This window comes from Salinispora tropica CNB-440 (assembly GCF_000016425.1).
GTDB classification, from domain to species: Bacteria; Actinomycetota; Actinomycetes; order Mycobacteriales; family Micromonosporaceae; genus Micromonospora; species Micromonospora tropica.
This window is the reverse complement of the sequence record NC_009380.1, coordinates 1,607,954-1,621,156: the sequence shown is the minus strand read 5'-3', so window position 1 is coordinate 1,621,156 and position 13,203 is coordinate 1,607,954. Positions and strand designations below refer to the sequence as shown.

The window sequence follows — 13,203 nt, the reverse complement described above, 5'->3', positions numbered from 1 at the left end:
CAGGCTTTGACGATTCCGATACCGACGTGGACGTAGGCGCAGACACGGACGCGGGCGCAGGCGCGGGCGCAGACACAGGCGCGGACGTGGGTGCAGACACGGACGCGGGCGTAGGCGCAGACGCAGACACAGGCGCGGACGTAGACGCAGACACTGACGTGGACGCGGAGGTGGGCGCAGACACAGGCGCGGGCGCGGACCTAGATGCAGACGTGGGTGTTGGCGCGGGCGCAGTCGCGGGCGTAGACGCAGACGTGGGCGCGGGCGCAGACACGGACGCCGGCCTAGACGCAGACGCAGACGTGGACGCGGGCGCAGGCGCAGACGTGGACGCGGGCGCAGGCGCAGACGTGGACGCGGGCGCAGACGTGGACGCGGGCGCAGACGTGGACGCGGGCGCAGACGTGGACGCGGCCGCAGACACGGACGCCGGCCTAGACGCAGACGCAGACGTGGACGCGGGCGCGGGCGCAGACGTGGACGCGGGCGCGGGCGCAGACGTGGACGCGGGCGCGGGCGTGGGCGCGGGCGCAGACGTGGGCGCGGGCGCAGACGTGGGCGCGGCCGCAGACACGGACGCCGGCCTAGACGCAGACGCAGACGTGGACGCGGGCGCAGGCGCAGACGTGGACGCGGGCGCAGGCGCAGACGTGGACGCGGGCGCAGACGTGGACGCGGCCGCAGACGTGGACGCGGCCGCAGACACGGACGCCGGCCTAGACGCAGACGCAGACGTGGACGCGGGCGCGGGCGCAGACGTGGACGCGGGCGCGGGCGCAGACGTGGACGCGGGCGCGGGCGTGGGCGCGGGCGCAGACGTGGGCGCGGGCGCAGACGTGGGCGCGGCCGCAGACACGGACGCCGGCCTAGACGCAGACGCAGACGTGGACGCGGGCGCAGGCGCAGACGTGGACGCGGGCGCAGACACGGACGCGGGCGCAGACGTGGACGCGGACGCATACACAGGCGTAGGCGTAGGCACTGAGGCAGACGTAGACGTAGGCGGTGTAGGCCTGAGCGCCGGCGTCTGAGACGGTGCATGACCAGGCTTAGGCGCAGTAAACGTCTCCGGACCCAACCTGGCCGCTTGAGACTTTGCCGGCTCCGAGTGTGCAGTAGGTACCCTTAACGGCGTCGTCAGACCAGCGACGGTGTCCTTGCCCGACAGTCCAGTAGGGCTCGCCCAGGCCGTAGATCCTGCACCAGTGACAACGGTTCCTGCGTCTCGGACGGTCGTCGAGTTGGGTGTCGAGTTGGTGGACGGTAAAGTGACCGGCGGGTCAGCAATCCCGGCTAGATCCTGGCCGGCGAGTGACGTCGGAGTCTCGAAATTCGGTGAGTCGGTGGATGGGCCTGCTCTACTGGGATCTCGGTTCTCGCCTTCCGGCGACGAAGGCTGGTAACCTGCTTTCTCCGAATCTAATTCACGACCGAAGGTCTGTGAGGGCAGGGTTGGCAACGCGGGTCCACCATCCAGCCCATCATCTAAGCTTTCCTTTAGTGATTCAAAATTCGGAACGTCCTTCAATGTATCGTCAATTGAACTGGAGTCGCCTCGCCAATTGGCACCGCCTCGTCGACCAGACCAATCCACTGCACCCTCAACAGCCCCGGCGGTAGCTGAGTACAGGCTGGCGCCTCCCCCATAGACGAGAGCAGTTAAGCTCTCGGTTCCCCATTCGTGGAGTGCACCGGAAGCCATTTGACCAAGAAGAGTCTGCGACATTCGCGGAGTAATATCCGCAAGCTTTCCGAGCCCGAGGCCAACAACGCCACCGAGAGTTCCTGCGACCGCAGCCTGCTCAGTCTTATTCGAGTCCCAATTAACGCGAGTCCCCTTCAATATCTGGGTGACCTGCGCGAACGCATCCATTCCCACTTGCATGGCGATCGAACTAACAATAACAGAAATCGCCGTGAACATCTTTTGAATTATCTGCAAAACGGTGACTCGGGTGGCCGACAGCATCGCCGGAATCGCTGCGGTTGAGGCGCCAAAGGTAGCGAACGCCATCTTACCGGCGCACCAGATTTCATAAGCCAGCATGGTTAGCGCCGCTATCACCATTAATTTTGCATATTCGATCTCACGCGCGATATCTTCGCATGCCTTCCCAAGTGAGACAGTTGATTGGGAGAGAATTAACATGCCGTCGCGAAAGGCGATGTTGAACCGCCGGAAGTCTTCCTTAGCGAGGCTCTCGAAAGCACTCAGCGCTTCCTTGGCCGTACCCTCAATTTCGTCAGCGACTTCCACGACTCTGCTAGCTAGGCTGTAGTGCAGGAGCGCGAGTTCACGTAACCGATCCTCGTCCCCCTGAGGCCAGTCGCTACCTACAACAATTTTGGCCAGCCACTGCAACTCTGACGGCATGGTCAATGTCATGACCGGCGCCCGCCTCCGGGCCGGGAATCGAAACCACTCCCCACATTCTCGCTGGCGTTCTCAAAAACATCCACCGCATCTTGCGCAGCGACGTCGGCCGCTTCAAACGTCCGTGCCATTCCGGCGACGTTTTCACCAATCTTGGCGGCAATTTCAACTAAATCGCCAAGCGCTCTTTCGAGATCAGCAGAACCAGCTTCATAGGTTTGACCAAATGTGCGCCCCATCTCGTCCTCGCCCCAACAGTTGCCAATTTCTGAAGCCCTACTTTGGTAGGATTCCAGCGCGGCAGCCAGATGATCAGCAAGGCGGTTGTAGCCGCTGCTACTCGTCTTTAGCCGCTGAGTGTCGGCCCAAAATTTACCGCTCACCGGCGTGTCCAGCCCATCCATTCCGAGTGCTCCAGGTGACAGTGCCGGGCTCCGGAGCAGAATCAGCAGATTCGATGTCTTTCCCTCGAAGTGAGTCCAGCAGCTCATCCAACCCTGGCAGGTCCTCCGGGATAAGTCGAGACCAGTCTTCCTCGCTCGAGGACAGCTCAAGTAGGGAATTGTTGGATTGATAGCTAGACAGTGTCTGGCTTGCCGCTTTGCGGGCTTCGGCCTGCGCTTGCGTCACTGCAGCGAAAACCGCAGTGGCAAGTTCTTGCGGCGCCATCTGCCGGTATGCATCGGTAGGAAATCCCAATTCAACGAGCTGTCCGTAGGCATCGACGGTAACCTGAACACACCGCTGTACACCGATTACTGTTGCCGAAAGTTCGGCTAACGCACGTTGCATCTCACCCAATGCTGTCCGCTGCGCACGGTATCGCGCCCTGAGTTGACTTAGCTCCGCATCATAAGGCGTCAGCATCGATCCCTCTCATGCACATCTACCGACCAAAAGTAGAATGCGGCACATTCTAGCGGTCCTTGCGTCCAATTGGTCCAGCAGGAGATTCAGGATGTGCACCCCAAACATCATCTTCCTCGAGAAGCCACGTCTTTCGCTCCCGCTTGGCATCCTTTCCGGCAGCCGGCGGAGCACCGGAGCCCACAAGAGGGACTCCGCCGTTGCCAGCGGCCTTGCGCAGCTTGCTGGGGCCCTCGGCTCTACTAGCCGATCCGGGCCCGGCCGAGTAGCTTCGCTGGCCGCCAGTATCGCCAGTCCTCCTCAACGAATCACCACCACCCGAACCGCGACCCGGCACAAACGAGGCAGGAGACGACCTACCAACAGAACCAGACGACCGAGAACCACCCCCCGACCGAGGAGACCCCCCCGGCGCACCAGGCACAAACGGCATAGGACCCCCACCACCAAGAACCGGCCCCCTCCTCAACTTCTGTGGATCACCACCACCCGAACCACGACCCGGCACAAACGAAGCAGGAGACGACCTACCAACAGAACCAGACGACCGAGAACCACCCCCCGACCGAGGAGACCCCCCCGGCGCACCAGGCACAAACGGCATAGGACCCCCACCACCAAGAACCGGCCCCCTCCTCAACTTCTGTGGATCACCACCACCCGAACCACGACCCGGCACAAACGAAGCAGGAGACGACCTACCAACAGAACCAGACGACCGAGAACCACCCCCCGACCGAGGAGACCCCCCCGGCGCACCAGGCACAAACGGCATAGGACCCCCACCACCTACACCGCCAGAGTGAGGGGCGAAAGAAGCGGTAGGGGTGGTGAGGTTTTGTGTGCCGTTGTTGGGTCCAAGAGCTCCTGGCCCGGTCTGGCTTCCCAGGAACGGACTTGGTTGGGAAAGCGTGTCAGCGCCAGCCAGGTTCGTGCCCGGGGCGATGCCGAAATCAGAGCCTCCCAAGCCATCGCTCGGGGAGAATTTCGAATCCGAAAAGCCCTCACCCTCAGAACCATGAGGAAGCTCCACCGACTCACCACCAGGCCCCAACCCGCCAGGAAACTCCACCGGCTCACCACCAGACCCCAACCCGCCAGGAAACTCCACCGGCTCACCACCAGACCCCAACCCGCCAGGAAACTCCACCGGCTCACCACCAGACCCCGAACCGCCCCAAGGTGCCGCGTGCGGGCGCACCGAATCGCCACCAATGCCCAAGTCAACTGGCTCTGTGTCAACGCTGACACCAGGGTCTCTAATGGGCGCTTTCTCAGGCGGAGGAAGCGGTGGCATGGGGGCAATTTCGCTAGAATCTATGCTATTAACCGCAAGCCCATACGTTTCTTTAAGCCCCTTGAACACCCTTCGCATATCCTGGTTCAACAGCTCTACGACATCGGGACGGTCGGACACCCGGATGAGGCCATTGTCCATCACCTCCGCACCTAGCCGTTTTGCTTCGCTGGCGTAGTGGTGGTCTATTTCCTGTAGCCACGAGCGCGCCCTGCCGAGTTCATTGCCCGCGTGAGTTAGTTCCGCAATGACATCATGCCGCACCGGTCTCGCATCCAGGTCCTCTTCTAGGCCGACAATATACGAATCGAAACTGTCTACGACAGCCATCATGTGCGCATGAAAATACGCAGCAGCCTCCCCCTTAAACCACTGACTTTCTTCCCCCGCAATGTCGTCCGCACTGAAACTAATGACATCACGGCAATATACGAGTGTAGCTTTTACCTTAGCAAGAGCAGATGCCAGGTCATAGAATGTACTAGGGTTGCTAACACCTTGAGCTGTGTCTCTGGCGTCTTCGTCGCCGGCTGCGATCTCAGACCCACCGTTGACTGCTGCCTTGATTTCTTTCCAAATCCAGGCGTCTTCATCGCCAGAAAGATCTTTCGCCTTAACCACGTCTGACTCCCATTCACATCGCCACGTCGGTGAGACCAGCGACGGGTTCATCCACTGGCCCCACCGGCCACGAGATTGAATTCGCTTCTATGGAAGAGAACATGGCCTCCAGATCAGGACACTTTCACCCCGTTAGTGGCGGCTCCCTGCAAGAAGCCGGACCTTCCGAGCAGTTTCTGCATCGCCGACTTCGGCAGGAGTTAGAGGCGAGTACCGGGAGGCACGACTCATGGACTAGAAGCGCAGCTACGGATGCTAGGGATCGCCGTGATCAGCGTGGTTGATCGCTGGCCCCCAAGTATGGCTTCGGAGCATTCGCTAAAACAAATTGACTTATGCTACGACTCCAGTTACCACGGCTGCGATCGCCAAACTGTTGGCTACTATCCTCCCCAACTTCTGGCTACCGATTTTTCAGCGTTGGAATAATTGTCAGTTGCACGTCCCAGCGCCATCGCCATCAGCTCTAGGTTCGCGGTCATTTTGTCTGCCGCATCTCTCCACTTTGCCTGACATTGGAGATAGTTTGCCTTGGCTTCACCGTCCCACCCATCCATTTTGATCCCCTCCAACTCATTCAGGTCATTTGCGATTCTACGCTGCGCCGTTCGCAACTGGTCTTCGATGTCCACAGCAACCGATATGTCAATCGAGAACGATGCCATCATCTCTCCAGATAGTACGTCCGAAGTTGCTAATCACGACTTTATTGCTTGTAGTGGACTCCTCGATCCCGGTTATGCTAGCTCAAATCCAGGCCACCACTGCTGTTTGTCAATTCGGTTTCACGATAGCTCTTTTCAGATCCACCCAGGGTTTCTCGCATCTGATAGAGAGCATCGATCACATCTGTATAGTTAGCGAGCCACTGTGCTGCGTTCCCCTGAAAGCTAACACCCGCTTCCCCAGCCCAGGCCCCGCGTAGCCTCTCAAAAACAATGGCAAAGTTCTTGTTTTCTCTCGAGTGAAAATCCCCAGCATCGTCGAAGCGGTCGCCTGCACGAGCCATCTCATCGGTATCTACCTGGATTTTGGTGCTCACCATACCTCCTCCATGCGAGTCAAAACTGGTGAATACAGTGGCAAGCCTTCACTCCACAACGCGAAGTCCCTGGCTCAGCACTCGGCGACAGGGGGCTTCGCCTCCCTGCTCCTCACCACCTACATACCAGACCATGTTCCGGCACAATGTTCAATAGCCACTCCCAAAAAGCTGCGACAAAGCCACTCCAGGAAGCTGCAACGTTGAGACGTTTACTGTTCGTTGGCGGCCAGAGCCATTCCGTAATCGAGTAGCTCCGGTCACGGTGGTGATGAGATCGTGTGGTCCGTGGCGCGTCTGGGGTGGCTTCGGCATCATGGTCAGCACCGGCATCCGACCGGTGGACCCGAGCAGTTCCATGCCGACGCGTCATACCATCGGCCAGACGCGCGATCAAGCCCCATATCAGTTGACGGGTCCACAACACGAAACCGAACGCGTGCGCACGCGGGTCCAACCCCACAATCACGTGTACACCTGCATCATCTCTCTATCGCCGAGGGTTGCCGGCCGGCCCGAGGCGAATGTGGACGACAACGCATCCAACCCGCTGTCATTCTCTAACATCCAATACGGATGGTTTAGGAAATTGTTGTGGACTCGTTAGCAGGCGGCCCTCTAGGAGTAAATGTCAGGCCAATGTACTATCACGGAGCCTCATCCGTCACGACACCGGTGTTGGCCTCTTCGAGCTCCTTAAAGATTTCCGCATCCTCTCTCACTCTGTCCTCAATATCTTGCAGTCCGTCTCGCATAGTCGCGATACCTCTCAAGTAGGTTTCTCGAAGGCTATTTCCATCATCACTAATTTGATCGGCAATCTTAAAACGGCCTGCGGCCAACGGAAGGCACGCGTTCAATTCGTCAAATGCTTCCGTGAGCGGCTTTCGGAGCCTTTCCACCTGGTCCGCGAAATGCTCTAAAGCAGGCGTATGCACCACAAATTTTCCCTCTGGGGGGTCCTCGCCTGCATATTTTTTCCTATCCCATCCGATTTCGTGGTCTGGCACCTCCCTCGGGTCGAAACTCGCACCACCATCGCCGTCATAGGGATTAGGCTTCGGTGGCCTACTACCTCCCTCTCCCAGCCCTCCTGGCCAGTAGTACGACATAGCTCCCGCAACCTCCGTTCGACGATCCTTTCACTACCCGTCTTTCACGTGACCACCCAGTGCATCACAACCGGGATCCCCCTTTTGCCCGACGCTTCTCGAAGCTCCAATCAATTATTCCCCAGTGCCGCAGTTCTGCGCCGCCCAGCCAGAACAGGATTCATCGGAGGTCCCAGTTAGCGGAATAGTTCGCTAGCAACGGGTGTCACCGCGGTACCGAAAGGTGACACCTCGGCGTGAGACAGGCATGCGCCCCAACGCCAAACTTGACGAAGTCCGACACTGGCGCGCGGCGCGTAGATTTCTATCGACAAGTCGACCACGAACGCCATAAGGACTGACGGCAAACGGCGGCAAGGGTAGCCACATATCGCAGCGTAACCAACTCCAACCAACCCTTCCATTCAGGACACATGTAAGATATGGGAAATACGACAAGCATGGGAACCACGCTCGGGACACAACTTGATAAACCTGCGATGAATTCGCTTGCTCCAGTGCCGCGCTCAGCCCGCGGTCACCTCGCGTTCAGGGTGGTCACAGAAGCTTCAAGATCATGAATGTGGCGTGCGAGGCTGATGGTCAGGGTTTGTCCCCGGGTACCAGCCACAGCGGCCGAGACGGTACTGACTGGTTGCCCGATCTGCGGCAGCGGTCACGGAGCGGGCCGTTGAAAGGCCTTGGCCACTCGCTCGACTCGGCAGATTCCGAAGGGATCCGCTTACACCAAGGTCATGCTAAACCATTGGTCACCAGCGTGGCCGCCGGTGTGACGTCGATGGACCAGCCGACAAGCAGGCAGGAAAGAGCGTCCGGCGCGACTGCGCACACCCCTGCCCTCCCGGCTCAGGACCCGGTGATGCCTACGACCCACAACTGATTCGGCGACCTCCGGGGCGTGACGTCCCGGTTGACCACGTCGTTTTGTCGTGGGGCGTGACAGCCCATGACGATGCGGCGACCGTGCCGTGCTCGGCATGCAGACGGCGAGCGCTAACGTTCCGGGGAAGCCCGAAACACACCGCACGACCTGCTTGGTCAACCACGTAACGGCTTCCCCGACTGATACGGTCGCCCCGTCTGGTCACAACCCGGCAGCTCACCGCTCTCCGCCCAGCCGGGGTCGGTCGCAGCCTGACAGCTCGCGGTTCCACCGGCCGCAGTCAACGCCTCAAGTCGCTCGCGAAGGCGTTGGTTTCTCGCCGCATCGACCTGCCCCGACTCGGTCGGCGCATCACGGAGGAAGACCGCAGCGCAGCGGTCACTCCCCGCAGGCCGATGGCCGAGGACGACGAAGCGGGACCAGGCCGGGAACACCACCCGGTGTGTATCCCCCCCACCAACGACGCCGCCGACATGCCGACCGTTGCTGGACCACACGACGAGGTCCGTCATCTCGGCACCCGCGGCAACCCGAGTCGTGGATGCCTCAAGGAAGGTCGGTTCCCAGAAGGACCGGCCCTCCGGGTAGACGTGCGATGCGTACTGCGTCGGGACGGAGGAATACACCACCCCGCGATAGCTGGGCAGCCGCCTGAGCCCGGACGCCAGGCAGGCGAGGAAGGCCAGATCGCCCACATCCGACGTCGAGCGCAGTGCCGCCGCCACGGACGACCGGTCGCCCATGAGGAATGCCCGTACCGCGATCAGGTCAGTCATCAGCGCATCGGGTTCGTCCCCGGCGGGAAGCACGCGCAGACCCGGATGCTGCGCCAGCAGTCGCGCCACCACCCGGGCGTGTAGGTCGTAGTACGTCCCGAGTGCCGCACGCAGCCGATGGCGTTGCGCTGCGGTGCTGCGCTGGTCTGGCCAGACTCGGGCCGGCGGCAAAGGCGCCTCCGCCGCCGGGTCGACGGTCGTCTCCGCCAGCCACTCCTCGGATGAAGCGGGCACATCGCCGGGCGAAGCCAGTGGCTCGTCAGGCAATGCGGGTGGTTGCTCGGGCGGCACCGGCGCTTCCTCCGCTGTTTCGGCGGCTGGGGCCGAGGCGACCGACGAAAGCACGCCATCCGGATCGAGTAGTAGCGCGCTTCGGCTGGTCCACGTCGCGGCCGTCGTGCGGGCGATCTCCAGGGCCAGGCCGTCGGTGCCGGTCGGCACGACGACCCGCAGATGCTCCCGGTGCTCCGCGGTGAGCAGCCCGAGTAGCCGATCAACCTCCGCGAACATCGGGGAGGTTGGCGGTGCCGCGTGTGTGCCGACCAGCACGACGAGGTTGTCCGGTTCCGGTGGCAGGTGACGCGGGGTGTGTTCGCCCGGTGCGCTGTCAGCCTCCCGCACCCAGAGCCCGGCCCGCACCGCCTCGACCGAGATCTTCTCCGCCAGACTCACCACGCCCGGCGCGCTCTCGGGTAGCTCCGCCAGACCGGCCCACTGCGCCACGTGGGGGTGCCCGTTCGGCGGGTGAGCCCAGGTCCGAACGAGTCGACGCGGCCCCACCCCGCCCTCGGCACCAACGCCACGAACCGCGATCTCGCCCTCCGGGCCGTAGCCGGGCAGTCCGTCGGCGCCGTAGACGCAGACGCCGAACGTGTCGGCCAGCGCGGGGGCGGCGTCTGCCTGCCCGGGGCCGTAGGGCACGACGAGGAGCCGCTCCCGCACGGGTGCGGGCAGGGCAGCCACGGTGGCCAGTAGCGTCTCCCGAGCCACCGGGGGCTGACCGGGCGTACCGACCACCATCGTGAACAGCGAGTCATGACGCGGGACCGCGAGGACGAGGTCGTCGGGGTCCGCGGCTTCCGGCTGCTCTCCGCCGGGCAGCCAGCCACCGGCCGGAAGGGCGACCCAACCGGTGCCGGCGGTTGGCGACGGCTCGGCCCACCAGGGGATGGGGTGGTACGGCCCGATCGGCTGCGCCGCGGCTCCCACCACGATCCTCCACCAGGACGCGGCGGGGCCGAGTACGAATGTGGTGCCGTCACGGGCCGGTAGAAGCGGCCCGTCGGGGGCGATCACCTCGATGCCCAGCTCCTCGCCGAGCCGACGCGCGGACGCAACCGGCGGCGGGTTCGTCGCTGGGGCCGACACCAGGTGCACCGAAGCGCCCAACCTCCACAGATGCGGGGTAAGCGTCGGGGCGAGCTGTTCCCAGTCACGTAGGTCGTCGCCGACAACCAGCACGGTGTTCTGGCCGGATTCGGTGGGAGGGTGGCGGACGTGTGCGGCGACCCGAGCGACCTCCGCCTCGGCACCGACCACCAAGACCTGACCAGCCCACTGCGCCGACATTTCGATCATGGACGCTGATCGTACGGTGCCGGCTACCGTACGTCGATTGTCGGCGGCCCTAACGGTTCCCGAACATTTCGCACTCCACGCAGGTCAAGCGGCAGCGAGGGCGGGTAGCACCGAGTCGGGGGCCCAGCGGGAGCGCTGACACCGGGACCAGCCCCGGCAGCCCGGGGTGGCTTCGGTGCAGAGCCGTTGACCGCTGAGCACCTCACCGTCGTCGGCCTCCCGGACGTCGAAGTGCACCGGGCGGATCGTCCCGTCCGGAGCCACCAGTAGGTGTCGGGTCTCGTCGAGGGTGTCGTCGCGCAGCACGCAGTTGCGGTCCAGCAGACGGGCCAGGGTCGCGATGCTCGGCAGTTCGGCGAGGGTGTCCGGCACGCCGTAACAGTCGACGACTGTGGCGAACTCTCCCGGTGCCTGCCAGATGTCGCAGACCACGGCGTATCTCGGCAGGCGTGCCGGGTTGGCGACGGCCAGCGGCATCACCACCCGGCCAAGCGCCTCGGCCAGCGCCGGCCAGACCTCCGCCGGCCGCACCTGGTCAATTCTCCAGTTCCACAGCTCGGTCATGCCGCCTCCTCGCTGCGATCGTCTCACCGGCCCCGGACCGGGCCTTACTGACGATGGTGGGGGGCATTTGACCCCAGCCGGGGGCAAGTTACCGGTCTGTGACCATTCCGGGCAAAATTCCCTCGAGTGATGATGCGGCAACCAGCCGGAAGATGACACTTTATCGGGTATAGGACGGCGCTCCACGGCACGACACGGAGTCAACCCGACCCGGCGAGTGCCTCAACCAGCGGCCAGAAAGCGGCCTCGCCGCTCATCACGGAGGGTGTTACTGCTCCGTGACCATCTGAACCACCCCACGCCACAACTCCCCGCCTAGAGTTTGCCAACCGGAGGCCATTCGGCCTCCCATCCGTGACGACAGGGACGGTGAGACGACGTGACGACGAGCGAACCGCTCATCGTGCTGGAATCGGTCAACAAGTGGTTCGGGCCGCTGCACGTACTGGACAACGTCTCGCTGTCGGTCGGGCGCGGCGAGGTCGTCGTGGTGATCGGGCCGTCCGGCTCCGGCAAGTCGACGCTTTGCCGCACCATCAACCGACTGGAGCCGATCACCTCCGGCAGCATCACCTTCGACGGTCAGCCACTGCCAGCCGAGGGCCGCGCCCTGGCGAAGCTGCGCAGCGAGGTCGGGATGGTGTTCCAGTCGTTCAACCTCTTCGCGCACAAGACCATCCTGGAGAACGTGACCCTCGGGCCGATCAAGGTCCGCCGGGAGAAGTCGGCGGCGGCCCGCGAACGCGGCCTGGCCCTGCTGGACCGGGTCGGCATCGCCAACCAGGCCGACAAGTTCCCGGCCCAGCTCTCCGGTGGTCAGCAGCAGCGGGTCGCGATCGCTCGGGCGTTGGCGATGCAGCCCAAGGCGATGCTCTTCGACGAGCCGACCAGCGCCCTCGACCCGGAGATGGTCGGGGAGGTGCTGGATGTGATGACCTCCCTGGCTCGCGAGGGCATGACGATGGTCGTGGTCACCCACGAGATGGGCTTCGCCCGCCACGCCGCCAACCGGGTGGTCTTCATGGCCGACGGGCAACTCGTCGAGGACGCACCTCCGACGGAGTTTTTCGCCAACCCACGCAGCGAGCGGGCCAAGGACTTCCTGTCCAAGATCCTCACGCACTAGTGCGTCCGTTGCGGGCGTGCCACTCCTGGCGCGCCCCGTCGAAAAGGAGAAAGATATGCGTACCAAGCGCACGGCGGTGCTCGCCGCGGTCGCCGCACTGGCGCTCGGCCTGACCGCATGCGGTGGCGACGACGCCGGTGAGGACACCGGCAACGGTGGTAGCGACAAGTCCTTCGCCGCCGGCAGCACCATGGAGCGCCTCAACGAGGCCCAGGCAATCAAGATCGGCACCAAGTTCGACCAGCCGGGCTTCGGCCTCAAGGGTCTGTCGGGCGAGCCGGAAGGCTTCGACGTCGAGATCGCAAAGATCATCGCCAAGGAGCTCGGCATCCCCGAGGACAAGATCGAGTGGGTGGAGACTCCCTCGAAGGTCCGTGAGGACAAGATCGCTGATGGCAGCGTCGACATGATCGTCGCTACCTACACGATCAAGGACGAGCGCAAGGAGCGGGTCTCCTTCGCCGGGCCGTACTACGAGGCCGGCCAGAACATCATGGTGAAGAAGGACGACACCTCGATCACCGGTCCTGAGTCGTTCCAGGACGGTTCGAAGAAGATCTGCTCGGTGACCGGCTCCACGCCGATCGAGGAGATCAAGAAGTACCTCAAGGATATCCCCTCCCAGCTGGTGCCGTTCGACACCTACGACAAGTGCCGGGACGCGCTCCAGAGTGGCCAGGTTGACGCCGTCACCACGGACAACGTGATCCTGCTCGGCTACATCGCCGACGACGAGGACGCCTTCAAGCTGGCCGGCGAGAACTTCACCAAGGAGCCCTACGGCATCGGGGTGAAGAAGGACGACGCCGAGTTCCGGGACTTCATCAACGACATCCTGGAGGAGGCGTTCACCGACGGTAGCTGGCAGACGGCCTGGGACGACACCGCCGGCACGTTCGGTGCCGAGCTGGGCACGCCGCCGACCATCGTCCGCTACTGATTCGACCTGACTGATCTGGAGGG

The 13,203-nt window shown here is 63.0% G+C and carries 10 protein-coding genes and 1 pseudogene; 3 read left to right on the top strand and 8 right to left on the bottom strand.

Annotated elements, in window-relative coordinates:
* Positions 1–26: 26 nt before the first annotated feature.
* Positions 27–1,031: a hypothetical protein gene (locus tag STROP_RS07200; protein ID WP_050764968.1), complete on the top strand. Its 1,005-nt coding sequence runs from the start codon at positions 27–29 to the stop codon at positions 1,029–1,031.
* A gap of 977 nt (positions 1,032–2,008) precedes the next feature.
* On the opposite strand, the pseudogene STROP_RS26420 reads toward STROP_RS07200, so the two are convergent.
* From STROP_RS26420 to STROP_RS07185, 8 genes and pseudogenes are all read right to left on the bottom strand, one after another.
* Positions 2,009–2,374 (bottom strand): annotated as a pseudogene (locus STROP_RS26420) (WXG100-like domain-containing protein); the annotation flags it as partial.
* Positions 2,375–2,382: 8 nt separating this feature from the next.
* The gene (locus STROP_RS24680; protein ID WP_148217337.1) at positions 2,383–2,778 is read right to left on the bottom strand and encodes a hypothetical protein; all 396 of its coding nucleotides are present in this window, start codon (positions 2,776–2,778) and stop codon (positions 2,383–2,385) included.
* Positions 2,747–3,241, bottom strand: coding sequence for a YbaB/EbfC family nucleoid-associated protein (locus tag STROP_RS23260; protein ID WP_028680611.1), 495 nt, complete (start codon positions 3,239–3,241; stop codon positions 2,747–2,749). Before STROP_RS23260 ends, STROP_RS24680 begins: the two co-directional genes overlap by 32 nt.
* Positions 3,242–5,542: 2,301 nt before the next feature.
* Positions 5,543–5,827: a WXG100 family type VII secretion target gene (locus tag STROP_RS23770; RefSeq protein WP_080516574.1), complete on the bottom strand. Its 285-nt coding sequence runs from the start codon at positions 5,825–5,827 to the stop codon at positions 5,543–5,545.
* A 74-nt stretch (positions 5,828–5,901) separates the two neighbouring features.
* Entirely contained in the window at positions 5,902–6,201 is a 300-nt protein-coding gene (locus tag STROP_RS23765; protein ID WP_187151588.1) for a WXG100 family type VII secretion target, read from the bottom strand.
* 647 nt (positions 6,202–6,848) lie between these two features.
* On the bottom strand, positions 6,849–7,313 hold the full coding sequence (locus tag STROP_RS24670) for a hypothetical protein (RefSeq protein ID WP_148217335.1): 465 nt from the start codon (positions 7,311–7,313) through the stop codon (positions 6,849–6,851).
* 1,038 nt (positions 7,314–8,351) lie between these two features.
* Positions 8,352–10,550 (bottom strand): hypothetical protein, encoded by a 2,199-nt coding sequence (locus tag STROP_RS25590; RefSeq protein ID WP_051423030.1) that lies wholly within the window; start codon positions 10,548–10,550, stop codon positions 8,352–8,354.
* A gap of 84 nt (positions 10,551–10,634) precedes the next feature.
* Positions 10,635–11,114: a hypothetical protein gene (locus tag STROP_RS07185; protein ID WP_011905330.1), complete on the bottom strand. Its 480-nt coding sequence runs from the start codon at positions 11,112–11,114 to the stop codon at positions 10,635–10,637.
* A 379-nt stretch (positions 11,115–11,493) separates the two neighbouring features.
* On the opposite strand from STROP_RS07185, the gene STROP_RS07180 reads away from it, so the two are divergent.
* Both STROP_RS07180 and STROP_RS07175 read left to right on the top strand, forming a co-directional pair.
* The gene (locus tag STROP_RS07180) at positions 11,494–12,240 is read left to right on the top strand and encodes an amino acid ABC transporter ATP-binding protein (protein WP_011905329.1); all 747 of its coding nucleotides are present in this window, start codon (positions 11,494–11,496) and stop codon (positions 12,238–12,240) included.
* 55 nt (positions 12,241–12,295) lie between these two features.
* Positions 12,296–13,180 (top strand): glutamate ABC transporter substrate-binding protein, encoded by an 885-nt coding sequence (locus STROP_RS07175; RefSeq protein WP_011905328.1) that lies wholly within the window; start codon positions 12,296–12,298, stop codon positions 13,178–13,180.
* The last annotated feature ends 23 nt before the right edge of the window (positions 13,181–13,203 follow it).